The sequence below is a fragment of the Archangium gephyra genome (genome assembly GCF_049060025.1).
GTDB classification, from domain to species: domain Bacteria; phylum Myxococcota; class Myxococcia; order Myxococcales; family Myxococcaceae; genus Archangium; species Archangium gephyra_A.
Genome location: NZ_JBMEQQ010000002.1, coordinates 457,251 through 481,416 on the forward strand (window position 1 = coordinate 457,251; position 24,166 = coordinate 481,416).

The following is a 24,166-nucleotide window of genomic DNA, read 5'->3' on the forward strand; positions in this document are numbered from 1 at the left end:
CTCTACCCCTCCTCGGGCATCGAGAACTCCTTTACCTGACGTCCTCTCCCTTGTGTGCCCGGTCTCCGGGCAATCTCACCTTTCATCCCAGGAGAGGACGCCGGAGCCCCCTGGCAAAGTGCCAGCCCGGCATGGCGCTGTGCGGTGATACCCCGGCATGGGCGGGCGTGTCCGCGACGGGGAACGAGTGGCACCGGATTTGCGTTGCCGCAAGCACGGGATTCCGGCTGTGCGCTTCGTCATGCCGGGCCCGCCACCCTCTCATGCATCGCTCACTCGTCCCCCTGCTCCTCTTGCTGTCGGCCCTGGCCAGCGTCGCTGGGGGCGCCGTCTGGTTCATCCAGCGTGACCGGCAGGCGCTGGTGGAGCAGTTCGGGCGCGAGCGGCACGCCCAGCTCCGGGAGGCCACGCGCGGAGTCTCCGAAGCGCTCGAGGATCTCGGAGATGACCTGCGGTTCGCGGGCGAGCTGCTCGCCCAGCCGGGCTCCGCCGAGGAGCATCGCCGTGCAGCTCCGCGCCCTGCTGGAAGCGGTGGGGCAGTACAGGGCCATCGCCGTCTATGGGCCGGATGGACGTGAGCTGCTGACGCTGGTGGATCGCCGGGCCCAGCGCATGCCGCGCGAGGCCGCACACACCACCGCCCTGGCGGACACGGCGCGCCAGGCGCTCGCGGGTCCTCCGGGGCTCATCACCCCCTCGCGTCCCGTGGTGGATGGCACCTCGAAGTGGATGCGGGTCTTCGCCACCCCGATTCCCGGCGAGGCCCCGGGGGGCGCGGGAGCCATCGCCATCCTGGTGGACACCGAGCCCTTCTTCGCGCCCCTGCGCCTGGTCACGGCGGACGAGAACACCCGGTTGCTGCTGCTCGGGTTCCACGGGTACCCCTCTCCCCTGAGTGCTCCGGAGCTGGCGGAGTGGCACCAGCGGTTGGTGCAGGCCGAGGGGGGCCTCGTGCCCGGTCTGCGAACGCTGGTCTCCCGCATGCGCGCGGGGGAGTCCGGGAGTCTGCGGATTGGCGAGGCGGAGGCGAAGCGCCTGGGAATGGGCCCGGCCGACGTGGTGGCCACCTTCGAGCCCATCCGCATGCGGAGCGAGGCCTCCTGGGCGGTCGCCACGCTCTCCTCCACGCGGGCGCTGCGCACCCATGAGCGCACCCTGGTGCTGCGCCTGTCCCTCGCCGCGCTCCTGGTGGCCGTCTTCCTCGTGACCTTCGGGGCCTATGTCGTGCTCGCCAACCGCCGTGCCGTGGCGCTGCGCGAGAGCCGCCGCCATGCCGCCCGGCTGGTGCACCTTCACGAGAAGACCCAGAAGATCCTCGATCACATCCCCACGGGCGTGCTCGCGCTGAACGCGGAGGGACGCATCAGCGCCGTGAACCAGGCCCTCCGGGCCCGGCTGCCCTCCACGGCGCTGGGAAGCACACTCTCCGAGGCCTTTCCGTCGGCGCCCGCGCACGTGGTGCAGCGGCTCGGCGCCCTGCTGGAGGCCACGCTCGAGGACGGACATGTGCGGAGCCTGCACGCCGAGCCGCTCAGCCTCTTCAACGAGAAGGGCCACTACAACGTCCATGCCGTCCCGCTGGAGCACGGGGACGAAGACGTGCGCACCCTGCTGGTGCTCGAGGACCTGAGCAACGTGCGCATGCTGGAGGATCAACTGCTGCGGGCCGAGAAGCTCGCCACGGTGGGAGTCCTCGCCGCGGGCGTGGCCCACGAGATCGGGACGCCCCTGGGCGTCATCCGGGGCCGGGCCGAGTACATGCTGGGGAAGCTGGGAGGCACGGCGCACCCGCAGGGCCGGGGCCTCAGCGCCATCATCGAGCAGATCGACCGGGTCAGCCGGACCATCCGGCAGCTCCTCGACTTCTCGCGCTTCCAGCCCGCGGAAGCCCGTGCGGTCTTCCTGGGCCCGCTCGTGCACGGTCTGCAGGAGTTGATGCACATCGAGGCGGAGCGCAGGCGTGTGCGGCTTCACGTCGAGGTGCCCGAGCACCTGCCCGCGCTCGCGGCCAACGCCGATCAGCTTCAGCAGGTGCTCCTCAACCTCGTCCTCAACGCCTGTGACGCCTGCGGCGCCGGGGGCCAGGTGCGGCTGAGCGCCTCACGGGTTGACGGGGACACCCCGGAGGCCCAGGGGATGCTCGAGCTGCGCGTCGAGGACGATGGCTGCGGCATCGCTCCGGAGCACCTGCACCAGGTCTTCGATCCCTTCTTCACCACCAAGAAGCGGGGCCAGGGCACGGGCCTGGGACTGAGCATGGTGGCGCAGATCGTCCGCAATCACGGTGGCCAGGTGGAGATCGACAGCGAGCCGGGCCGGGGCACCTGCGTCACGCTGCGGTGGCCGGTGGCGGCCCCTTGTTGGGAGGAACAACATGCCGTCTGACGCTCGAATCCTCGTGGTGGATGACCACGTGGAAATGGGTGAAATGCTGAAGGAGCCGCTCACGGACGCCGGCTACACCGTGGACGTGGCGAGCAGCGGTGAGGAGGCCATCGCCCAGCTCCGCGCCCGCCTCTACGACGTCGTGCTGTGCGACCTGCGCATGAAGGACGTCGACGGGCTGGATGTGCTCGAGGCGGCGTTGAGGATAGACCCCGGCCTCCCGGTGCTGCTGATGACCGCCTTTGGCGCGGTGGAGAGCGCGGTGGAGGCGATGAAGCGCGGCGCCTATCACTACCTCACCAAACCCTTCCGCCTGGATGAGGTCCTGCTCTATGTCGAGCGGGCGCTGGAGGAGCGGCGCCTGCGCACCGAACACCAGACGCTCAAGCGCCAGGCGGCGGACCGGAGTCGCCTGGGCTCTCTGATTGGCCGCAGCGCGCCCATGCGGACGCTCTACGAGCTCGTCGAGCGCGTGGCGCATTCGGATGCGGCGGTGCTGGTGCGCGGCGAGAGCGGGAGCGGAAAGGAATTGGTGGCCCGGGCCCTGCACTCGGAGGGGCTCCGGCGGCAGGGCCCCTTCGTGGCGGTCAACTGCACCGCGCTGCCTCATGCGCTGCTGGAGAGTGAGCTCTTCGGCCACGTGAAGGGCGCCTTCACCGGCGCCACCACGGCGCGCCGGGGCCTGTTCGTCGAGGCCGACGGCGGCACGCTGTTCCTCGATGAGATAGGGGACATGCCTCCCGAGCTTCCAGGCGAAGCTCCTGCGGGTGCTGGAGGACGGTGAGGTGCGGGCCGTTGGAGCGGACGGAGCGCGCACCGTGGATGTGCGGATCATCGCGGCCACCCACCAGGAGCTGGAGGCCCGGGTGAAGGAGGGCCGCTTCCGGGCGGACCTCTTCTACCGGCTCAATGTCGTGTCGCTCCGGATTCCCCCGCTGCGCGAGCGCCGGGAGGACATTCCGATGTTGGCCGAGCACTTCGTGGCCCAGGCCCGTGCGCGCAACACACGCTCGCCCGTCACCTCGCTGGCCCCGGAAGTGGTGGCGGAACTGGGGCGCATGCCGTGGCCCGGGAACGTGCGCGAGTTGGAGAACCTCGTCGAGCGCCTCGTGGTGCTCGGCAGCCAGCCCACCGTGGAGCTCTCCCTGCTGCGCATCCACGCCTCCCCGGGCACACCGGACCCCCATCCGCTGGCGGCGGCGCAGGAGCAGGTGGTGCCACTCCGGCAATTGGAGAGTGATTACATCGCCTGGGTGGTTGCCCGGTGTGGCGGCAACAAGACGCGTGCGGCGGAGTTGTTGGGGATTGATGTCTCCACCATCCACCGGCGCGAGCGCGCCGACGGAGGCGTTTCGCAACGTTAGGACGTGCGCTTTGCCAGCCCCGGAGCCAGGGGCGCGCATGCTTCCCAGAGACAGCCAGAGCGGCACGGAGCTTGCTCATGTGTCTGGGTATGAACCTGAACCGCTCCCTGCTGTCTCTCCTCCTGGCGCTCGGCCTGTCGGGCTGCGCGGCCAAGTCCGTCACCACCCACCCCACGCCCAGCAGCACGGCGCCGGCCGCGTCCGCGCCGGCACCCGCGGCGGCCAACGCCGGAAAGGACGCCCGTTCCAACGCGGACGAGGAGTCCGAGGCGCTCGCGGCCGCGCCGGTCTACTTCTCGCTCGACTCCGCCACGCTCACGCCCGAGGACCAGGACAGGTTGGAGCGCCTCGCACAGGCGCTGCGCCAGCGTCCGGGCGCCCGGGTGACGGTGTCGGGACATACGTGCGAGCTGGGGACCACCGAGTACAACCTGGCGCTGGGCCAGCGTCGCGCCGACATGGTGCGGACCTATCTGGTGCGTCTGGGCGTCGAGCCCCAGCGCATCTCCGTGCTGTCGTACGGCGAGGAGCGTCCGGCGGACGAGGGTTCCGTGGAGAGGAACCGCCGTGCCGAGTTCTCCTTCCGTCTATCCGAGCAGGCCCGGGCGGGGGCTCGTTAGCACCGCTCAACCGGCTCGAATCCCAGCGCATCCCAACGAGGAACACCGATGACCACGCCCTCGCACGACCCGAACTCCTCCCTTCCTCCCGCCGGACGCCCCCGGGCCTTGAGAGGGCCCCTCCTGGTGGCCTTCGTCCTCCTGCTCGCGCTGCTCGGAGGGGTCGGCGGGTATCTGTTGATGCGCAAGCCCGAGCCGCCCGTGGCCGAGCGCGCCGAGCCTGTCGCGCAGGCCGGCACGCCCGCCCCGGCGGTCACGCGGCCCGAGGTCCAGCTCTCGGGCACGGATCCGCGCGTGCGTGAGCTGCTGCGCGGGCTCTCCAGCGACGCCGAGTTCCTCCGCTGGCTCTCCGCCGAGGACCTGGCCCGGCGTTTCGTCTCCGCGACGAACGCGGTCGCCGAAGGGCGGAGCCCGCGTACCCAGTTGTCCTTCCTGGCTCCTGGCGGCGGCTTCCGTATCAACCGGCGCGGTGCCCGCACGGTGATTGCTCCGGAGAGCTACGCCCGCTTCGACGGCATCGCGCGTGCCTTCGCCTCGGTGAATACCCAGGGGGTGCAGCGGGTGTATCAGGGAGCTCAAGCCTCTCCTGGAGGCCGCCCACGCGGAGATTGCTCCCCCGGGACGGACCCTCGACCAGGTGCTCTCCCAGGCCATCGGCCGGCTCACCCTTGTTCCGGTGCCCACGGGGCCGGTCGAGGTCATCCCCAAGGGGGCTCTCTATGCCTATGCGGATCTCCGTCTCGAGGCGCTCAGCGGCGCCGAGAAGCACCTGCTGCGGATGGGGCCGGAGAACATGCGCAAGGTGCAGACGAAGCTCTCGGAGATCGCCGGTGCGCTGGGCCTGCCCTCGCCCGAGCAGGCCAGGCAGCCCTGACTGCTTCATCTACGGGATGGGTTCCAAGCGGAGCGGCAGGGTGCGAGGCCCGCGGGCGATGATCGACTGCGACCAGTCGAGGTCCTCGCGCTGGAGGGAGAAGCCGCGGATGCGGGAGAAGAGCGCTTCCAGGCCGAGGCGTGCCTCCATCCGGGCGAGCATCGCCCCCAGGCAGTAGTGGGGCCCGTGGCCGAAGGCGAGGGTGCTCTGGCTCTCGCGCTCGAGGAGGAAGCGGTCCGCCTGGGGGAAGCGGCTCTCGTCCCGCATGGCCGCGCCCACCAGGGCGACGACGAGGGAGCCCCGGGGAATGGTGACGCCGGAGAAGCTCCACGTCCTCCGTCGTCAGCCGGAGGCTGCTCTGTCCCGGAGGCTCGAAGCGGAGGACCTCGTCGACGAGCCGGGGGATGAGCGTGGGGTTCTCGCGCACGCGCTCCAGCTCCCGCGGATGCTCCGAGAGCACCACCATCGTGTTGGCGAGCAGGTACACGGTGGTCTCCACACCGGCCGGCACCAGGCCGAAGAGGAAGCTCAACAGCTCCTCGTGGGTCAGTTGCCCGCCGCGGAGCAGCTCGCTCACGACGTCCTCTCCGGGATGGGAGCGCCGCTGCTCGATGAGCGCGTTGAAGCAGTGCTCCATCTCCTGGAGGCTGTGGCGGATCTCCTCCTGGCGCTGGGGCGACGGCTGGCTGGCGGGGATGCTGACCAGATCATCCGCCCAGTGCTTCAGGCGCGGGGCCATGGCGGGCTCCAGGCCGAAGAAGAGGTTGAGCACGCGGGCCGGGAGGGGCAGGGCGAACTCGGCGACGAAGTCCACCTCCTGGCGGCGCACGGCCGACTCGGCGAGCTCCTCGGCGATGGCGCGGATGCTCGGCTCCAAGCGGCTCAGCGCCGCGCCATTGAAGGCCCGGCTGACCATGGCCCGCAGGCGCGTGTGGTCCGGCGGATCCTTCATCACGAGCGAGTCCGCCGTGGGGTTTCGCTCCAACCAGGGGGGCCGGAAGCTCTGGCCCAGGCCCTCCGACGAGAAGCGCCGGGGATCCTTCAGGACGGTCACCACGTCGTCGTAACGGCTGACGGCCCACATGCCGCCCGGCTCCACCTGGCATACCGCCCGGCGCCGGAGGCTCCGCGTACAGCGGGTAGGGATTGGCTCTTACCTCGGGGGTCATCAGGTTCAGGGGCTGGCTCATGGTTCCGGTTCCTCGTGTGGAGGGTTGTTGGAACGGAAGAGGGCAAACGGCGGGCCAGCCGGTGCCGCCCCGGCGTCTCAGAGGAGCGCGAGCCCACGGCGGTGGGTGACGTCCGGCCGCACCGGTCGAATCGACCGGGAGGGCCGTTCAAAATGGAAATGGAGCCACGAGGCTCCTCCGGTAGAGTCCAGGGACTCTGGAGGAGCGCGTCATGTTCATCGCGGTGCTGTGTGTGTTGCTCGCCATGCTGCATCCCTTCGTGTTGTCGGTGCTGGCGCGCAGTTCCACCCGGAGGGGCGACTACCTGCCCAGCCCTCGCGAGTACAACGAGGGCCTCACCGGCTGGCACAGGCGGGCCCACTTCGCCCAGCTCAATGCCTTCGAGGCCTTCCCTCCGTTCGCCGCCGCCGTCGTCCTGTCCTGGTTGGCCGGCGTCCCCCACGAGCGCATCAACCTGCTGGCGGTGCTGTTCCTCGTGTTCCGCATCGGCCATGCCGTCTTCTACGTGAAGGACAAGCCCACCCTCCGCAGCCAGAGCTGGAAGCTGGCGATGATGGCCGTGGTGGCCCTCTACGTGCTCACGCTGATCCGGCTGGCCTAACGCTCGAGCAGCAGCAGCTCCACGCGCCGGTTGAGCTCCCGGCCGCGGGCGGTGAAGTTGGGCGCCTTCGGCCGGGTGTCGCCGAGGCCCTCCGTTTCGAGCCGTGACGGGTCCACCCCCGCGTTCACGAGCAGCTCCGCCACCGCGCGGGCCCGGGCCTCGGAGAGCTGCTTGCGCGCGCCCTCGTCGCCTTCCTGGTTGTGGGTGTGGCCCTCGATGCGGAGGCGCTGCGTGGGAGCGCGCACGAGCAGGTCCACGAGCTGCGGGAGGCTGGGGTCCGGCAGCGGAGCCGCCTTGGCCTCGGGGAAGCGCAGGGGCTTGAGCAGCTCCACCCGGCCGTTGTTCACCTTCACGAGCTTCTTCTTCGGCGCACGCACCAGCGCGAAGTCCAGCGGTTGGGCGTTGCCTCCCGCGAGCTTCACCCGGCGCGTCTGCGCGAGGAAGCCGGAGGCGATGATGTCCACGACGTAGTCGCCCGGTGCCATCTCCACCTGCACGGGCGCCCGGGCCCCCTTCTTCAGCGCCACCTGTTGGGTGGTGGCCCCGCGCACGGAAATCGTGGCCGCCACGGGTTTCCGGCTCGCCAGCGCACGCACCAGCAGCCGCGCCTTCTGCGCCGTGGCCGCGGGTGGAGGCTCCGGCGGGCGCGTGGCCTTCGGGGGCTCCGGCGGCGGGGTGCCTCGGGCGAGCGCCACGCCCGCGTCCGGTGCTGCGGCCTTCTTCGCCGGGGGTGGAGGCAACTCGGGAAGCGCGACGTCCTCGAAGCTCCGCGATCATCTCCATCGTCACGCCGTGCGACAGCTTCACCTTCAGCCGCGGGTCCTTCGCCTCCGGCACCAGCACGGTGGTGGCCGCCACGTCCACGCGCAGGCCGCGCTGCGTCTGGAAGTTGAGCGTGGAGGTCATGTTCCACAGCAGGCCCGACGTCGGGCTGAACATGTTCCACGAGGCATCCATGTAGACGACGTTGGACACCAGTGTGTGCGGGCCGTCCTCGACCTGCCGCGTCAACAGCACATGCGGCCCGGGCGAGCCGATCTGCTCCACCGGGGGCGCCTGCAGCGGCTGCCCATCCAGCGTGAAGTGCACCTCGACGAGCCGGTAGTCCGCGGGATCCAGGCCGATGAAGCGCAGCCTCATCTCCGGCGGAGGAGTGTTGACCATCTCACTCAGCTGCCGGTCGAGCTCCGCGCGCACCTGCTCCACGGAAGGCGGCTCCGCGGCGCGCACCACGCCGACAGAGAGCACCAACGCGACAAAGCCGAGCTTCAGCAGGGAGTCCAAGGAGGGGGGGTCCGGGCCTTTGACGCATAGCATCTCATACCGGGCGGCTCCTCCCCAGTTCTCATGCCTGTCCGCTCAGGAGACAGGCTTCCTGTCTTTCTGTTACAACCTGTTGTTCCCGACCACTGTGAGAGGCTCCTTCCCCCCCCGCCTCCAGGAGGTTTTCCATGCACGTGTTTCCCAGGTCCGCAGGTCTGGCCCTCGTGGCCGCCTGCGCTGTGCTGCTCGGTGTGAGCGGCGAGGCCCACGCCACCGCTGGCGTCGTCTTCGTCCATGGCACCGGCGATCAGTCCGTGCAGCTCGGCCACCACCGGCTACTGGACCCAGAAGTCCATTGACACGATGCGCAACGGCCGGCCCTACCTCGTCGTCGGCTATCCCGGCGCGAGCTGCGCGGGCTTCAGCCAGTGTAGCTGGGGCTCCATCGTGGATCAGATCGTCCCGTGGGCGAGCGCCAACGGCATCACCAGCTACACCGTCATCACGCACTCGAACGGCTCGAGCCCGCTGCGCTACATGCTCGCGCACACCGGTGCGGTGAGCGCCAGGGGCTACGCCGTCAACCAGGTCACCAGCAAGATTTCCCAGGTCATCTTCTCGGCGCCGGACCTGACGGGCACGCCGCTGGCGGACCAGGTGACCACGAGCGGCTCGTTCCTCAACATCGCCAACAGCGTCGTCGAGTTCTTCGGCGGTGGCAGCTACAACAACCCGGCCGTCGTGCAGCAGCGCATGGACAACATGCGCGTGTACAACTCGAACGGTACCTTCGGCGGCACCTATGGCGCCACCTCGGTGGGCGGCAAGCCCATCTCCGTGGTGCGCGGCAACCGCGTCTACGCCAACCTCTTCTCCAGCGACGCGCACTGCGGTGGCTACATGTACGCCATCGGCCTCAAGGCGGCGGCGCTGCTCGGCTGGGGCAGCTTCAATGCCGGCACGGACGGCTTCATCGGCAACGACAGCTCCGGCTACTTCGGCAACATCATCATCGACGACGGCCGCCTGAACCACCACCAGTCGCGCCGGAGCTGCCACAACAGCGGCAACCTCATCGCGCAGAAGGTGGCCAACGCCCCCATTCCCGCGCCCTCGCAGCAGACCTACCCCCCCGAGACGCCCGTGTCGGCCGCCGGCCAGGCCTGCAACAACTACGCGTCCGGCCATGCCTATGACTACATGACCGGCAACACGGTCTGGAAGTACGGCTGCACCACCACCCAGCTCAACAACGGCAAGGTCGAGCCCGACTGCCTCATCGCCTACGGCTACTCGAGCAGCTACAAGATTCCGAGCACGGCGAGCTGGAACCCGTACATCAACCCCGCCTACTACCAGACGTGGAACGAGGTCTGCCCCGACTCGTGGCATGGCGACGGCATCTGCGACGCGTGCCTCGTGGCCAAGTACGGCTTCGACGCCACCACCGGTGCGACGGGCTCCAATGACTGCGTGAAGGCGCCCCCGGGTGGCTCCAACTTCTGCGGTGCCCTGTCCTGGGACACCTACTTCGGCATCCACAACTACTCCGTCGTCGAGGCGCTTCACTGAAGCCCAGAGAGAGAACGACCATGACCCTGCACCGTTCCATCCTTCAGTCCGCCGGCCTCTCGCTGGCCGTCCTCCTCCTCGGGGGTTTCACCCAGGAGCCCCACGTGTCCTCCACCCTGCGCAGCGCCTCGGGCGCCCCGCTCGCCCCGGGTGACGTCGCCCCGGGCAAGCTGTACGCGCGCGATGCCACCGAGGCCCTCGGCAAGGGCCTCGTGTCCGTGTCCAACCCCGCCTCGCCCAAGCAGCCGCTGGCGGCGCCGCTCGCCCCCGAGACGCGCCGCTCCAAGTCCACCGTGCTGCACGTGGCGCCCGGCTCGGCGCCCACGGAAGTCCAGCTCCCCATCACCGCGCCCGAGGAGGCGTGGGTGATGTTCATCCCCAAGAGCAACAACCCCAAGCTGGGCGAGGAGGCGCTGCACGACGTGGCGCTCTTCGATCCCCAGGGCCTCCGGGCGGATCAGCGGGCGTCGCGCGCGGCCCACGCCGCGCTGGGCATGGACGCCGAGCGCATGAAGGCCGAGGGTATCTCCCGGCCCATCTCCCTGCTGCGCATGGACGCCAAGAACACCCGCGGCCTCTACAAGGTGAAGGTGGGCGGCAAGGCGGCCGCGCTGGGCCTGGCCATCGAGGTGCGCGAGCCCTCCTCGTCCATCGAGCTGTCGCTCACGGCCTCGGCGATGCAGCTCTTCCCGGGCAGCGACGGCTACGTGACGGTGGGCGTGACGTCGGCGGAGCCGGTGAAGCACGTGCGCTACGAGGCCTCGCTGTACAACCCGCGCTTCGAGCGCGTCCGCACGGTGCCCGTGGTGAAGGCGGGCAACGAGCACCGCGCCATGGTGTCGCGCGTGATGGACGAGCGCGACGAGCCGGGCGCGTGGGTGCTGGAAGTGCGCGCGGTGGGCAACGCCGGTGGGCAGGACTTCGACCGGCTGGGGCAGACGGCGTTCGGCTTCGCGGTGCCCACGGCGCGCATCGCCTCGGCGGGCAAGACGCGGCTGGTGCGTGAGGCGGGCGGCAAGGTGACGGCGCTCGAGCTGGACGTGGTGCTCGAGAGCCAGGCGCTCGACCGGTACGAGGTGACGGGCACGCTCGTGGCGACGGATGCCCAGGGCGTGGAGCGGCCGGTGGCCGAGGCGCAGGTGACGGACCTGCTCGGCGCGGGCACGCACACCCTGACGCTGCGCTTCGAGGCGGGCCACGCGGGCCTGTCCAAGCTCGACGGCACCTACTCGCTGCGCGGCTTGCAGCTCTACTCGCTGGGCACCAACACCCTGTACCACCGCCTCGCCAGGGGCCTGGACATCCGCATGCCGGCGGTCCGCGCCTCCGAGCTGGCCGCCGCCGAGGTGACGCCCGCCATCGACGGCCTGCTGCGCGCGGGTGAGTTCGACGTCGGCCGGTAGCCCCGGCGTGAGCCTCGGCGGCCGGGCCTGGAGCGCCCGAAGGCACGGCCGCTGAGGGGACGAACACCCCGAGGGGCACGCGGTGGCAGGGGTCCAAGGGGCCCCTCTAGCGCTGTGAACTTCTCCTCATATGGGGTGCACAACATAGAAGATGGAATCTCCGACCTGTGATTGTTGGTGCAGCTAGCGTCTCGCGGCCGAGGCGCGCTCAACCATGTCCGACACCATCGATTTCCAGGCGCTCTTCCAGCGCTCCCCCAACCCCTACATGTTGCTGGACCGCGAGCTGCGGTACGTCGCGGCCAACGAGGCCTACCTCCGGGTGACGGCGAGCCGCCTTGAGGAGCTTCCTGGGGCGCCAGGTCTTCGAGGCGTTCCCCCATGATCCCGCGGATCCCCACAACGCCAGCGCCCGCCTGCTGCGGACGTCGCTCGAACGGGTCCTGGCCACGCGGGAGCCGGACACCCTGGCGCTGATTCCCTACCGCGTCCCGCTCCAGACAGGGGAAGGCGTGGCCATCCAGGAGCGCTACTGGAGTGCCACCCACACGCCCCTCCTCGATGAACGGGGTGAGGTGGCCTTCATCCTCCAGCACACCGTGGACGTGACCGATCTGCACCGGCTCCAGCAGACCGTGAGGGCCGTGGAAGCAGCCCGGGAGCCGGATGCTTCCCTGGAGCGGATGGAGGCGGGCGTCCTCCACCGCGCGCACCTCGTTCAGGAGACCAACAAGCTCCTGGACAACGAGCGCCGCCTCCTCCGCCGGCTGTTCGAGCAGGCGCCGGGCTTCGTGGCGTTCCTGCGGGGGCGCACGCACGTCTTCGAGCTGGCCAACCCGGCCTACTACCAGCTCGTGGGCCACCGGGAGATTCTCGGCAAGACCGTCCGCGAGGCCCTTCCCGAGGTGGAGGGGCAGGGCTTCTTCGAGCTGCTCGATCGGGTCTTCGCGACGGGAGAGCCGGTCGGCGGCCGCGCCCAGCAGCTCTTCGTGCAGCGCGAGCCCGGAGCACCGCTCACGGACGCGTACGTGGATTTCGTGTACCAGCCCGTCGTCGAGCCCGATGGGACGGTCTCGGGCATCTTCTGCCAGGGCCACGACGTCACCGAGCAGAAGCGCGCCCAGGACGAGCTTCGCAAGCATCGCGAGCACCTCGAGGAGCTGGTCCGCGAGCGCACCCGGGCCCTCCGGGAGAGCGAGGCCGAGCGGCGCCAGACCAAGGTCGCCTTGCGGCAGTCCCAGAAGATGGAGGCCGTGGGCAAGCTCACCGGCGGGGTGGCGCACGACTTCAACAACCTGCTCCAGATCATCGGCGGCAATCTCCAGCTCCTTCAGCGGGACATCGTCGGCAACGAGCGGGCCCAGCGGCGCCTGGAGACGGCCGTCGGCGCCGTCGAGCGCGGTGCCCGGCTCGCGGCCCAGTTGCTCGCGTTCGCGCGGCGGCAGCCGCTGGAGCCCATCGCCATCAATCTGGGCCGGCTGGTGCGGGGCATGGGAGATCTGCTGCGGCGCGCCCTGGGCGAGGGCATCGAGATCGAGACCGTCATCGCGGGCGGCCTCTGGAACACGCTCGCCGATCCCAACCAGCTCGAGAACGTCATCCTCAACCTGGCGATCAACGCCCGCGACGCCATGGAGGGGGAGGGCAAGCTGACCATCGAGGCCGGCAATTCCATGCTCGATGACCATTACGCCCTGCTTCACCAGGACGTCGTGCCCGGCCACTACGTGATGCTGGCCATCTCCGACACCGGCAGCGGCATGTCGCCGGAGGTCATGGAGCGCGCCTTCGAGCCGTTCTTCACGACCAAGCCGGAGGGCCGCGGCACCGGACTGGGCCTGAGCATGGTGTACGGCTTCGTCAAGCAGACGGGCGGCCACGTCAAGATCTACAGCGAGGTCGGGCACGGGACGACCATCAAGATCTACCTCCCGCGCTCGCTCCAGGCCGAGGTGGCGCCCTCCGACGTGGTGATGGGCCCCATCGAGGGAGGCACCGAGACCATCCTGGTGGTCGAGGACGATCCCGAGGTGCGGGCCACGGTGGTGGAGCTGCTGACGGAGCTCGGCTATCGCGTGCTCAAGGCCGCCGACGGGCAGAGCGCGTTGGCCGTCATCCAGAGCGGCATGCCCGTGGATCTGCTGTTCACCGACGTGGTCATGCCGGGCCCGGTCCGCAGCCCGGAGCTCGCCCGGCAGGCCAAGGTGCTCCTTCCGGACCTGGAGGTGCTGTTCACGTCGGGCTACACGGAGAACGCCATCGTCCATGGGGGCCGGTTGGATCCCGGCGTCAGCCTGCTGAGCAAGCCCTACCGGAGGGAGGATCTCGCCCGGAAGCTCCGCCAGCTCCTCCGTCAACGCCAGCAGCGGTTCGCCTCACGCACGTCCCCGGCCGCCCCCGTGAAGACGGGCTCCCTGCGCATCCTCCTTGTGGAGGACGACGAGGACATCCGGGACTCGGCCTGCGAGCTGCTGGAGGTGCTCGGCCACCGGGTGCTGGCCGTGGCGAGCGCGGAAGCGGCCCATGCGGCGCTGGGCGCGGATGGCTTCGACGTGTTGTTCACGGATGTGAGCCTGCCCGGCAAGTCCGGAGTGGAGCTGGCCCACGAGGCCGTCCGCCAGCATTCCGGACTGCGCGTCATCATCGCCTCGGGCCATGGCACCTCGGTGGTCACCGCGGGCGGCGGCGTGGAGGGCGCCGTGCTGCTCCCCAAGCCCTACGCGCTCCCCGAGCTCAAGAGTGCCTTGGAGCGGGTAGGAAGCGAGGCCCCGCCTCCACGCCCGGTGTGACCACACCGGTGGTTCTTCGGGTTATCTTCGCCCACGATTTCCGAGGTGCCCCCCCATGACCGCCCCGTCCAAGCCGGCCATCCCTCCTGACGAGGTGGCCGAAAGTCTCTTCCAGGCCCAGCACGAGCCCCTGTTGCGCGCCATCCTCGGCAACTCCACCGAGGGCTTGTTCGTGGTCGACGCCCAGGGCCGCCATGTCTACGCCAACGGCGCGGCCCGCGGAATCCTCGGCGTCGAGTTCTCGGACTCCGAGCCGAAGCGGTGGAGCGAGCGGTATGGCTTCTTCTACCCGGATGCGCGGACGCCATACCCCTCCGAGCAGCTCCCGCTGTACCGCACCCTGAAGGGCGAGGAGCCGCCCGCGGTGGACCTCTTCATCCGCAACGCCGTCCACCCCGAGGGCCGGCACTGCCGCGTGGCGGCCAGGCCCGTGCGCGACAGCCAGGGAAACATCCTGGGAGCCATCACGAACCTGCGCGACACCCACGGCCAACGGCAGGCCGAGGCCGAGAAGCGCCGCACCGAGCTGCGCTTCCAGCTCATGGTGGAGACGGCCCAGGAAGGCGTCTGGATGATCGACGCCGAGCGGCGCACCACCTACGTCAACCGGTACGCGGCCGAGCTGCTGGGCTACACGCCCGAGGAGATCCTCGGCAGGCATCTCTTCGAGTTCATCTACCAGGAGGAACACACCCGCTCGGACGAGAAGCTCGAGGCGCAGCGCGAGGAGGGCCTGGCCGTCCTCGTCGATGACTTCAGGCTCATGCGCAAGGATGGCTCACCCATCTGGACGCTGATCACCGCCTGCCCCGTCCAGGACGAGAGCGGGCAATACCTGGGCTCGCTGGCCATGGTCACGGACATCACCCGGCGCCGCGAGGACGAGCAGCGGGTGCGCCGGCTCAACGCGGATCTGGAGCGCCGCATCGCCGAGCGCACCGCCCAGCTCGAGTTCTCCAACCGCGAGCTGGAGGCCTTCGCCTACTCGGTGGCCCATGATCTGCGCTCTCCGCTGCGCAGCATCACCAGCTTCACCCAGGCGCTGACGGAGGACTGCGCGCGGACGCTCGACGCCACGGGCCGGGACTACATCCAGCGCATCCGGGCCTCGTCCCAGCGGATGAACGAGCTCATCGACGGCATCCTCGCGCTCTCCCGCGTCAACAGCGCCGAGTTCGTGGAGGTGGACGTGGACCTGTCCGAGCTGGCGCGCTCCACCGCGGATCAGCTCCAGCGCTGGCAGCCCGGGCGCACCTTGCGCTTCCAGATCCAGGACGGGCTGGTGGACCGCGGGGATGACCAGCTCCTGCGGCTGGTGCTGGAGAACCTGATGGGCAACGCCTGGAAGTTCACCCGCGAGCGGCCGGTGGCGGAGATCGAGTTCGGCACCCTCCCGGGGGAGGGGACGGGGCGCCTCTACTTCGTCCGGGACAACGGGGCGGGCTTCGACATGGCGTACCAGAAGAAGCTCTTCGGTGTCTTCCAGCGCCTGCACACGCAGCAGGAGTTCGAAGGCCACGGGGTGGGACTGGCCACCGTGCAGCGCATCATCCGCCGCCACGGGGGCCGCGTGTGGGGCGAGGGCCGGGTGGGGGAGGGCGCCACCTTCTACTTCACCCTCCACGAGAGCCCCCTTCCTCCGCCCGCCTCCTCCTGAGGAAACGCCTTTACAGCGGGGGGTTCTTCTGGAATCAGCCCCCTCATGTCACACGTCGATCCGAATCTGCGCCGTGAGCTCTTCGGTTGGTACAGCCCCCGGCTGGGCATGGACATGCCCATCGCCCGCTACGGCCACTGGGGCCCGGCCCTGCTGCTCTTCCCCACCGCCGGAGGCGACTTCCTCGAGGCCGAGCGCATGGGGCTCATCCAGAGCGTGGCCCACCACCTGTTCGCCGGCCGTGTGCAAATCTTCAGCATCAACAGCATCAACCCCTGGGCGTGGATGAACGACGGCATGCCCATCCACCAGAAGGCGTACAACCAGGCGCGCTTCTCGGAGTACATCGAGCACGAGGTCGTCCCGCACATCCGCCGCTGCCTGGGCAATGACCACGCGCGCCTCGGCGCCGCGGGGGCCAGCTTCGGGGCCTTCCACGCCGCCAACGCCTTCTTCCGGCGCCCGGACCAGTTCGAGCTGCTCCTGGGACTGGGCGGCTTCTACGATCTCCAGGGGGAGTTCCTCCACGGCTACTGGAGCGACGACGTCTACTTCAACAACCCCGTCTCGTACGTTCCGAACCTGCCCGAGGGCCATGGCATGGACCTCATCCGGCACCACAGCCGCATCCACCTGGTGACGAGCCGCGGCCAGTGGGAGAACCCCGGGTACTCCGAGCACCTCAGCCACCTGCTGCACCAGCGGGGCGTCCCCCACAACCTGGACATCTGGGGCCACGACATGCCCCACGACTGGCCCACCTGGTACCGGCAGCTCGACCACTACATGGCGGAGCGGCTCGGGTACTGATCCCGCCCGCTGAAGGTACCGGGCACCAGCCGCTCCCTTGCCCGGAAACTATTCGTTGCATCACCGGATGAGCGGAGGCATGCATTCCGAATGCCTCATTTCACGTCCCGATTCATCGAGTCGACCCCCGGGGATCCACTCCAGGACGCGCGGCCGCGCCAGGTCCACGGCGCACTCTGGTCGAAGGTGCAGCCGACGCCCGTGTCGGCGCCGCGGCTGGTGGCGTACTCGAAAGAGGTGGCGGAGCTGCTCGGCCTCGACGAGGCGACGCTGCGGTCCGCCGAGTTCGTGCAGGTGCTCTCGGGCAACGCGCTGTGGCCGGGCATGGTGCCGTACGCGGCCAACTACGGAGGGCATCAATTCGGCAACTGGGCGGGGCAGCTCGGAGACGGCCGCGCCATCGTGCTGGGGGAGCTGCTCGCTCCCGAGGGCAAGCGGTACGAGCTGCAGCTCAAGGGCGCGGGCCGCACGCCGTATTCCCGCCGGGCCGATGGGCGCGCGGTGCTGCGCTCCTCCATCCGCGAGTTCCTCTGCAGCGAGGCCATGCACCACCTGGGCGTGCCCACCACCCGGGCGTTGTCGTTGGTGGCCACCGGGGATCAGGTCATCCGGGACATGTTCTATGACGGCCATCCCGAGGCCGAGCCCGGTGCCATCGTCTGCCGCGTCGCTCCGAGCTTCCTGCGCTTCGGCAACTTCGAGCTTTGCACCAGCCGCGGTGAGGTGGGGCTGCTCACGCAGTTGGCCGACTACACCCTGAAGAACTTCTTCCCCGAGCTGGGGGCGCCCTCGAAGGAGAGCTACGCCGCCTTCTACCGCGAGGTGGCCCGGCGCACCGCCGGCCTCATGGCGCATTGGCAGGCGGTGGGGTTCGTGCACGGGGTGATGAACACCGACAACATGTCCATCCTCGGCCTCACCATCGACTACGGGCCCTACGGGTGGTTGGAGGACTTCGATCCCGGTTGGACGCCCAACACCACCGATGCCATGGAGCACCGCTACCGCTACGGCAACCAGCCCAACATCGGCCTGTGGAACGTCCAGCGGCTGGGCATCGCGCTCTTCCCGCTCCTCGACTCCCAGGAGGCCCTGGTCGAGGAAGGGCTGGCCGAGTACCAGCGCACCTTCTCGGCCGAGCTGGCCCGGCGGTTCTCGGCGAAGCTCGGGCTGTCCTCCCTGGAGAGCGAGGCCGACGTTGCATTGGTGAATGAATGTTTCGCGTGGCTCGCCGCGTACGAGACGGACATGACGCTCTTCTTCCGCGGGCTGTCCCAGGTGGTGACGGCGCCGGAGGCTCCCCGCGAGTTGCCCCGGGTGGTGCGCCACGCCTTCTACGAGGAGGTGCCGGAGGAGCACGAGGCCCGGGTGCTCGAGTGGCTGACGGCGTGGTGGCAGCGCACCCGGCGTGAAGAGGCGCCCCCCTCGGAGCTCGCACGGCGGATGGACGCGGTGAATCCGAAGTACGTCATGCGCAACTGGCTCGCGCAGGAGGCCATCGACGCCGCGCACCAGGGTGACGACACCCGGGTGCACGAGCTGCTGGACGTGATGCGCCGGCCCTTCGACGAGCAACCGGGACGCGAGGCCTACGCGGCGAAGCGTCCCGATTGGGCGCGCTCGAAGCCTGGGTGCTCGGCGCTCTCGTGCAGCTCCTGAGGCCGCCGGTTTCCTCCCCCCCGGATTGACGGGGAGACGGCGGACATGGCAACCCCAGGAGATGCTTCAAGGCCTACGCAGAGGGCTCATCGCCGGGGTGGATGCGTTCCTGACACCCAGGCAGCGCGAGCTGCCTCCAGATGAGCTCAGCCAATACCGGGTGCTGGTGGTCACCGCGTTGGGCATGTCGGTGCTCAACCTCCTCTTCTGGGTGAGTCTCAAGTACTCCAGCATCCACGAGAGCCGGTCGGTGGCCGTCGTGGCGCTCGTGGCGACGGCCAGCTACGTCCTGGTGCTGGTCCTGGTGCGCACGCTGCACTCGTTCCGGGTTCCGGCCCTGTTGGTGTGCGTGTTCCTGACGAGCGCCTTCCTGGGGGTGACGCTCATCTCGGACGACCTGCGGGTCCCCTCGCATGCGACGGCCATGCTGATTCCCCTGCTGGCCGTCTACCTGTTGGGGTGGCGCCTGGGCTTCGTCTTCACCGCCATCGCCTGCCTGGGCGTGGGGCTCTTCCACCAGCTCTACCACTCGGGCTTCGGTTCGAAGTGGCCCCTCTTCGCCAACGTGGATGCCTGGGCGACCAACAGCTCCACCGTGGTGGCCTTGCTGATCGGCTGGAGCCTGTTCTGGCTGCACAGCACCTCCCGGGAGCAGGCCCACTCGGCGCTGAAGCGCGCGATGGAGACGCTGCGCGAGAGCGAGGGCCAGCTCAGCAGCCTCATCGAGAGCACGGACGACTTCGTGATGTCCCTGGACACGGAGGGCCGCCGGGTGGCCGCCAACCAGCCGGTGCTCCGGCTCATCTCCCAGCTCACGGGCGGCGAGCTGCCGCCCGGAGCACCGCTCTTTCCACCCGTGCCCCGGCCGCCCTGGGGGGCGCTGCTGGTGCTCTTCAAGCAGGCGTTGACGGGTCAGCGGGGCCGCACGGAGGTGGAGTTCCTGCTGGAGGGCCGGTCCCGGACGCTGGAGACGACCGCGAGCCCCGTGCTGAGCAAGGAGGGGAGGGTGGTGGGCGTGACGTTCTTCGCGCGGGACATCTCCGAGCGCAAGGAGGCCGAGGCGCGGCTGGCCGAGCTGCACCGCAACCTGCTGGACGTCTCGCGCCACGCGGGCATGGCGGAGGTGGCCACGGGGGTGCTGCACAACGTGGGCAATACGCTCAACAGCGTGAACGTGTCGGTGGGGGTGGTGGGCGAGCGGTTGCGCGGCTCGCGCGTGTTGGGGCTGGCGCGGGCCTCGGAGCTGCTCAAGGCGCACCTCCCGTCCCTGGTCACCTTCCTCACCGAGGACGAGCGGGGGCGGCAGCTCCCCTCCTACGTCATCGCCGTCTCCGAGCAACTCGTGCAGGAGCGCGAGGCCCTCATGGCGGAGGTGCAGGCCCTGACCGAGAGCGTGGAGCACATGAAGTCCGTGGTGAGCATGCAGCAGGAGAACGCGCGCTTCATGGGGGTGATGGAGCAGGTGCAGGTGGCGCGGCTGCTGGATGACGCGCTGAAGCTGAACGCGTTCTCTTTCGAGAAGCAGGGCATCCTGGTGCGGCGCGAGTACGCCGAGGTGCCGCCGGTGCTGGTGGATCGGCACAAGTTGTTGCAGATCCTCTTCAACCTGCTGAGCAACGCGCGGCATGCGCTCCAGGAGAGTGGCCGCCAGGACAAGAAGCTCACCCTGCGGGTTGGCAGGTCCATGGCGGGAGAGCAGCTCCGCATCGAGGTGACGGACAACGGCATCGGCATCTCTCCGGAGAGCATGCCGCGCCTGTTCTCCCAGGGCTTCACCACGAAGAAGGACGGGCACGGGTTCGGGCTGCACACCAGTGCCCTCGCGGCGGCGGAGATGGGCGGTGCGCTCACGTGCACCAGCCCCGGCCCTGGCCAGGGCGCCACCTTCCTCCTCGAGCTTCCCCGCGCTCCAGAACCAGAATAAAATGTAGGCATGCGTAGGCGGCTCCTCGTGGTGGCGGTGTCCGGGTGAGACGGTGTGTCCGCTCAGGAGCACTCCGCGTAAGTCCGTACTTCCCCGTACACCGGACTCTATCCCCCAGGTGGTGAAACCCCGTTTTCCCAAGCCGACTCCTGCGGTATTGTAGGAGTCCCAACAGTGATCCAGGCGCCCGAGCGGTGCTCAATTCCAGATCACGACAAGGGGGGGACAGCCCATGAACCACAATGACTCCGCGGCCCTGAAGCAGCAGACACCCGACGTGCCCCCGAGCCTGCCTCCCGTCGATCCCCCGAGGGTGACGGGTTTCCCCCTGGTCGGGGCCCTGCCCTCCCTCTTGAAGGATCGCCTCGACTTCCTGGAGGCGGCACGGCGGCGGCATGGGGATGTCTTCACCCTGGATCTGGGCTTCACCGAAGCCATCATCATGTGCCACCCCCGGCACGCGCAGCACATCCTGGTGGACCAGCTTCGCAACTACGCCAAGGGCGGCCCCATCTGGGAGTCGCTGCGGACCTTCCTGGGCAACGGGTTGCCGGTGAGCGAGGGCGAGTACTGGAAGCGGCAGCGGCGCATGGTCCAGCCGGCGTTCCACCACAAGCGGCTGGTGACGCTGACGGACAAAATGACGGCGGCCATCGACGAGAGCCTCAAGGAGTGGGAGGCGGCCGCCAATGCGGGCGAGCCCTTCAACGTGGCCCCGGCCTTGTCCCGCCTGACCATCAACGTGCTCGTGCGCGCCATGTTCGGCAGCGGGTTGAGCACGAGCGAGGCGGAGCGGGTGGGCCAGGATGCGGCCTACATCATCGACTACGTGATGATGGGGATGATGACGAACAAGCTGCCGGAGTGGATGCCGGTCCCGGGCCGGGCCCGCTACCGGCAGGCGCTCCGGTCGCTCGATGAGATCGTCTTCCAGGTCATCGAGCGGGGCCGGAAGGGCGCCGAGGAAGAGGACAACCTGCTCTCCCTGCTGTTGAACATGGTGGATACGGAGTCCGGCGAGCGGATGACGGACACGCAGCTCCGGGACGAGGCCGTGGCGCTCTTCGTCGCCGGGTACGAGACCACCGCGGCGGGTCTGACCTGGGCGCTCCACTTCCTGACGCAACATCCGGAAACCTCCCAGCGGATGAAGGACGAGGTGGATGAGGTGCTCGGCCAGCGCACGGCGGTCTTCACGGATCTGCTCAAGCTGTCACACACCCGTAACGTGTTCCAGGAATCGCTGCGGATGTATTCGCCCGCGTACTGGCTGCCCCGCACGGCGCAGGAGGAGGACGAGATCGACGGCTACCGGATTCCGGCGGGCCGGATGGTGGTGGCCTTCTCGCATCTCATCCACCGCAACCCGTCGGTCTGGGAGCATCCGGAGCGCTTCGATCCGGACCGCTTCACCCCGGCGCGCTCCGAGGGGCGGCACAAGCATGCGTGGATTCCCTTCGGCGCCGGCCAGCGGCTGTGCATCGGCAAGGACTTCTCGCTGATGGAGGCGCAACTCATCCTCTCGCGCCTCACCCAGCGCTTCCAGATGTCGGCCGTGCCCGGACGCGAGCCCGTGCTCCACCTGGGGACCAGCATGCGGACCAAGGACGGGGTGTGGGTGCGGCTGAAGGCGAGGTAGGGCAGGGTCCTCCAGCTCTCCAGCTTTTTCCGAGATCGTTCCGGATCCGGGGACATCTGGTGTATGGGAGGGTTCCCCCTGTCGTTCTTCCCCCAAGAGGAGACCCCCCATGCGTCGTCTTGGCCCAGCCTTTCTCGCCGTGAGCCTGTTCGCAGGTTGCGGCGGTAGCGAAGTCCCGCCGTCCTCCGAGCCCATCGCGCAGCAGGAGGCGCGGCTCACCGGCACGGACGTGGACGTGCCCCCGGAGTGCCAGGGCATCCTCACCTTCGCGAACACGGCCTCGTTCGCGACGCTGGATGCGTACCTGCCGAGCGACGTCGTCACCAACCTCGTCACCCGGCGCGCGTCCTCGCCGTTCGTGTCCCTGGCGGACGTGTCCTCGGTCCGGCTGGTCGGTCAGGCCCGTCTCGAGCAGCTCGCGGGCGGGGCCCGGGCCCAGGGGTTCATCGGCTCGAGCTGCGTCGGCGTCCTGGACGGCCTCGCGGTCTCCACCGATGACGCGGCGGCGATCGTCTCGCTGGTGAACACCATCAGCGACAGCGAGCTGCATGACGTCCTGCCGGACGCGTGGAACGGCGCCGTGAACCTCCTCACCCTGCGTCCGTTCACGTCGGTCCAGGCCATCTCCAATGTCGCGGGGATCGGCGATGTGGGCCTGCGCAACATCCGCAACTCGGCCACGCTGAGCCGGCCCCTCGAGGCGCTCATCAACGAGGTGAACCTGAAGGGGGACTGGGGGCATGGCGGAGCGACCATGGCGCGCCACTTCGACTGGTGGCAGGTCGTGACGACCAACGGCCGTTACCAGTACGGCGGGCTGGAGTGCTTCGGGCTCGAGCCGAGCAGCGTCCCGTCTGGCGCGAGCGTCCGGCCCTACCTGGCCGACGCCACCGAGGTGCGTAACGAGATCCTCAACACGGTGTCCTCGGCCAACCGGAACAACCAGATCCCCAGCAGCGTGATCGCCGCCGGCATGGCGAACCTCGATGCGCTGACCGCGGGGCGCTCGTTCAAGGGCTGCTACTTCGGCTACGCGAACGATCCCTGGAGCGGGCACAGCGTCGCGATCTTCGTCGACACCGTGAACGGCTTCAGCGTGATGACCGATACCTACTGGGCCGAGTGACCTCGACCGCGCTTCGGGGTGGACGCGGAGGCGGGTGAAGCCTTCGCGCCTCCCGGAAGCGCTGGCTCATCCGGGGGCTACCGGTAGAAATGGTCCGCGAGGAGCCGGGCGTTGAAGAGCATGGAGTCGTAGCTCGTGTAGACGCCGTGGCCGAAGCAGGTGGCCAGGCAATTGGGCAGGGCGCCCGTGCCCCGGTCGCCGTAGTCGACGAGGTAGCTGAAACCGTCCCGGGGGACGCGCGCGCCGTGGCGCACGTGCTGGAGCCACGCCTTCACGTCGTAGCCCACGCCGAGGATGGCATCGAGCCGGGCGGCCAGCTCCCGCTCCTTCGCGTTGCCCGGCGGGATGTCCGAGCCGGCGATGCCCCACTGGTGCACGTAGTCACCGTTCTCGGTGTGGAGGACGCCGGCGACGGTGCTCCCGCGCGGCTCGGCACCCCGGTGATTGATGACGTGGAGGAGGCGGCACTGCCGGCCCGTGGCCCAGCCATAGCGCGGGGGCATGCCGAAGGTGGCGATGTCGAGCTTCGCGCGGGCGACCGTGCGCGCCATGTCCTGGAGGGCCTCGGTGGGCTCGCCCGCGTCGCGCACGGCCTGCCAGAGGGCCTCCGCGGTCCGCGCCGGGTAGACGAGCTGTGTGAGCAGGGCGAGCACCTGGCCGCCGTGGCTGTGCCCGAGGAGCAGCGCCCGCTTGCGCCCGAGGTCCGAGGTGGCCAGGAGGCGCAGCAGGTCCACGGCGGCGCGCAGGCGGGCGACGTGGTTGTTGGCCGAGGACCAGACGAAGCGCGTGGTGGGGATGTCGGCGCCCAGCGCCTTCTGGAAGAGGGAGACGTACTCGGGGGTGTAGTTGCCGAGATCGCGCAGGACGCGATCGCTCGGGAGCTTGGAGAGGCGTTGCAGGGAAGGCATGAGCCCCGGGCCCAGCGCGGAGAGGGGCCCCTCGAGCGCGGAGAGCAGCAGGGTGGGGTCATGGCCGACGAAGGTGCCGTGCACGAAGACGACGTGGCGCACCCCGGCGCGGCGCAGCCGGAGGCCCGCCTGCGCCATGGCCTCGCGCCATTCAGGGGGTTGGGCCTCGAGGACGGGCGTGTCGCGAGCGATGGGCGGCATCGACTCGAGGGCCCGCACGGCGAACGTTCCCGGCTGGGGCGCGGCGTCGTACTGCTGGGGCTGGCAGGGGGCCGGTTTCGGGCGGAGCCACCACGCGATGAGCCCGGAGATGACGGCGGCGAGAAGGAGCGTGAGTGCGAGCGCGAGCCACATGTCACGTCACCTCGTGGTTGGAACGGGC

Annotated in this window: 15 protein-coding genes and 5 pseudogenes; 16 read left to right on the top strand and 4 right to left on the bottom strand. The window is 69.5% G+C overall.

Going from position 1 to position 24,166, the window contains the following annotated elements; all coding sequences use genetic code 11:
- The first annotated feature begins 263 nt into the window (after positions 1 to 263).
- The 5 genes and pseudogenes from ACN28I_RS02065 to ACN28I_RS02085 all read left to right on the top strand — a co-directional run bounded on the left by ACN28I_RS02065 (position 264) and on the right by ACN28I_RS02085 (position 5,243).
- A pseudogene (locus ACN28I_RS02065) lies at positions 264 to 2,385 on the top strand (ATP-binding protein).
- A pseudogene (locus ACN28I_RS02070) lies at positions 2,375 to 3,749 on the top strand (sigma-54-dependent transcriptional regulator). The pseudogenes ACN28I_RS02065 and ACN28I_RS02070 overlap by 11 nt, the downstream one beginning before the upstream one ends.
- Before the next feature lie 89 nt (positions 3,750 to 3,838).
- A complete protein-coding gene (locus ACN28I_RS02075; RefSeq protein WP_420940486.1) occupies positions 3,839 to 4,369 on the top strand; it encodes an OmpA family protein in 531 nt (176 codons plus the stop codon).
- 180 nt (positions 4,370 to 4,549) lie between these two features.
- Positions 4,550 to 4,876, top strand: a pseudogene (locus tag ACN28I_RS02080) (DUF3014 domain-containing protein); the annotation flags it as partial.
- Positions 4,877 to 4,976: 100 nt separating this feature from the next.
- On the top strand, positions 4,977 to 5,243 hold the full coding sequence (locus ACN28I_RS02085; RefSeq protein WP_420948554.1) for a DUF3014 domain-containing protein: 267 nt from the start codon (positions 4,977 to 4,979) through the stop codon (positions 5,241 to 5,243).
- Between the two features lie 9 nt (positions 5,244 to 5,252).
- Here ACN28I_RS02085 and ACN28I_RS02090 read toward each other — a convergent pair whose 3' ends face one another.
- Together ACN28I_RS02090 and ACN28I_RS02095 are read right to left on the bottom strand one after the other, a co-directional pair.
- Positions 5,253 to 5,510: a cytochrome P450 gene (locus ACN28I_RS02090; protein WP_420940487.1), complete on the bottom strand. Its 258-nt coding sequence runs from the start codon at positions 5,508 to 5,510 to the stop codon at positions 5,253 to 5,255.
- Between the two features lie 208 nt (positions 5,511 to 5,718).
- Positions 5,719 to 6,327 (bottom strand): annotated as a pseudogene (locus ACN28I_RS02095) (cytochrome P450); the annotation flags it as partial.
- A gap of 317 nt (positions 6,328 to 6,644) precedes the next feature.
- Here ACN28I_RS02095 and ACN28I_RS02100 point away from each other — a divergent pair.
- Positions 6,645 to 7,034 carry an MAPEG family protein gene (locus ACN28I_RS02100; protein ID WP_420940488.1) on the top strand — a complete coding sequence of 130 codons (390 nt, stop codon included), beginning with the start codon at positions 6,645 to 6,647 and terminating at the stop codon, positions 7,032 to 7,034.
- Here the strand turns inward: ACN28I_RS02100 and ACN28I_RS02105 are convergent.
- Complete coding sequence (locus ACN28I_RS02105) at positions 7,031 to 7,774, bottom strand: OmpA family protein (protein ID WP_420940489.1); 744 nt, start codon at positions 7,772 to 7,774, stop codon at positions 7,031 to 7,033. The two genes, ACN28I_RS02100 and ACN28I_RS02105, sit on opposite strands and share 4 nt — an antisense overlap.
- Positions 7,775 to 8,485: 711 nt before the next feature.
- Here ACN28I_RS02105 and ACN28I_RS02110 point away from each other — a divergent pair.
- The 10 genes and pseudogenes from ACN28I_RS02110 (at position 8,486) to ACN28I_RS02155 (ending at position 22,876) form a co-directional block, all read left to right on the top strand.
- Complete coding sequence (locus ACN28I_RS02110; protein WP_420940490.1) at positions 8,486 to 8,656, top strand: hypothetical protein; 171 nt, start codon at positions 8,486 to 8,488, stop codon at positions 8,654 to 8,656.
- Between the two features lie 4 nt (positions 8,657 to 8,660).
- Complete coding sequence (locus tag ACN28I_RS02115) at positions 8,661 to 9,869, top strand: hypothetical protein (RefSeq protein WP_420940491.1); 1,209 nt, start codon at positions 8,661 to 8,663, stop codon at positions 9,867 to 9,869.
- A gap of 20 nt (positions 9,870 to 9,889) precedes the next feature.
- Complete coding sequence (locus ACN28I_RS02120; RefSeq protein WP_420940492.1) at positions 9,890 to 11,272, top strand: hypothetical protein; 1,383 nt, start codon at positions 9,890 to 9,892, stop codon at positions 11,270 to 11,272.
- A 214-nt stretch (positions 11,273 to 11,486) separates the two neighbouring features.
- Positions 11,487 to 14,061 (top strand): annotated as a pseudogene (locus ACN28I_RS02125) (response regulator).
- A gap of 55 nt (positions 14,062 to 14,116) precedes the next feature.
- Positions 14,117 to 15,718 carry a PAS domain S-box protein gene (locus tag ACN28I_RS02130; protein WP_420940493.1) on the top strand — a complete coding sequence of 534 codons (1,602 nt, stop codon included), beginning with the start codon at positions 14,117 to 14,119 and terminating at the stop codon, positions 15,716 to 15,718.
- A 45-nt stretch (positions 15,719 to 15,763) separates the two neighbouring features.
- Positions 15,764 to 16,528 (top strand): esterase family protein, encoded by a 765-nt coding sequence (locus tag ACN28I_RS02135; protein ID WP_420940494.1) that lies wholly within the window; start codon positions 15,764 to 15,766, stop codon positions 16,526 to 16,528.
- 90 nt (positions 16,529 to 16,618) lie between these two features.
- Complete coding sequence (locus ACN28I_RS02140) at positions 16,619 to 18,187, top strand: protein adenylyltransferase SelO (protein ID WP_420940495.1); 1,569 nt, start codon at positions 16,619 to 16,621, stop codon at positions 18,185 to 18,187.
- 61 nt (positions 18,188 to 18,248) lie between these two features.
- Positions 18,249 to 20,111 (top strand): ATP-binding protein, encoded by a 1,863-nt coding sequence (locus ACN28I_RS02145; protein ID WP_420940496.1) that lies wholly within the window; start codon positions 18,249 to 18,251, stop codon positions 20,109 to 20,111.
- Between the two features lie 232 nt (positions 20,112 to 20,343).
- A complete protein-coding gene (locus tag ACN28I_RS02150; protein WP_420940497.1) occupies positions 20,344 to 21,750 on the top strand; it encodes a cytochrome P450 in 1,407 nt (468 codons plus the stop codon).
- A 109-nt stretch (positions 21,751 to 21,859) separates the two neighbouring features.
- Positions 21,860 to 22,876: a hypothetical protein gene (locus ACN28I_RS02155; protein ID WP_420940498.1), complete on the top strand. Its 1,017-nt coding sequence runs from the start codon at positions 21,860 to 21,862 to the stop codon at positions 22,874 to 22,876.
- A gap of 77 nt (positions 22,877 to 22,953) precedes the next feature.
- Here the strand turns inward: ACN28I_RS02155 and ACN28I_RS02160 are convergent, their stop codons facing one another.
- Positions 22,954 to 24,138 carry a hypothetical protein gene (locus tag ACN28I_RS02160; protein ID WP_420940499.1) on the bottom strand — a complete coding sequence of 395 codons (1,185 nt, stop codon included), beginning with the start codon at positions 24,136 to 24,138 and terminating at the stop codon, positions 22,954 to 22,956.
- Positions 24,139 to 24,166 lie beyond the last annotated feature (28 nt).

Coding starts and splice junctions, on each gene's coding strand:
- ACN28I_RS02075 (WP_420940486.1), top strand. CDS start 3,839: ATGAACCTGAACCGCTCCCTGCTGTCTCTCCTCCTGGCGCTCGGCCTG.
- ACN28I_RS02090 (WP_420940487.1), bottom strand. CDS start 5,510: ATGCGGGACGAGAGCCGCTTCCCCCAGGCGGACCGCTTCCTCCTCGAG.
- ACN28I_RS02100 (WP_420940488.1), top strand. CDS start 6,645: ATGTTCATCGCGGTGCTGTGTGTGTTGCTCGCCATGCTGCATCCCTTC.
- ACN28I_RS02110 (WP_420940490.1), top strand. CDS start 8,486: ATGCACGTGTTTCCCAGGTCCGCAGGTCTGGCCCTCGTGGCCGCCTGC.
- ACN28I_RS02115 (WP_420940491.1), top strand. CDS start 8,661: ATGCGCAACGGCCGGCCCTACCTCGTCGTCGGCTATCCCGGCGCGAGC.
- ACN28I_RS02120 (WP_420940492.1), top strand. CDS start 9,890: ATGACCCTGCACCGTTCCATCCTTCAGTCCGCCGGCCTCTCGCTGGCC.
- ACN28I_RS02130 (WP_420940493.1), top strand. CDS start 14,117: ATGACCGCCCCGTCCAAGCCGGCCATCCCTCCTGACGAGGTGGCCGAA.
- ACN28I_RS02135 (WP_420940494.1), top strand. CDS start 15,764: ATGTCACACGTCGATCCGAATCTGCGCCGTGAGCTCTTCGGTTGGTAC.
- ACN28I_RS02140 (WP_420940495.1), top strand. CDS start 16,619: ATGCCTCATTTCACGTCCCGATTCATCGAGTCGACCCCCGGGGATCCA.
- ACN28I_RS02145 (WP_420940496.1), top strand. CDS start 18,249: ATGCTTCAAGGCCTACGCAGAGGGCTCATCGCCGGGGTGGATGCGTTC.
- ACN28I_RS02150 (WP_420940497.1), top strand. CDS start 20,344: ATGAACCACAATGACTCCGCGGCCCTGAAGCAGCAGACACCCGACGTG.
- ACN28I_RS02155 (WP_420940498.1), top strand. CDS start 21,860: ATGCGTCGTCTTGGCCCAGCCTTTCTCGCCGTGAGCCTGTTCGCAGGT.
- ACN28I_RS02160 (WP_420940499.1), bottom strand. CDS start 24,138: ATGTGGCTCGCGCTCGCACTCACGCTCCTTCTCGCCGCCGTCATCTCC.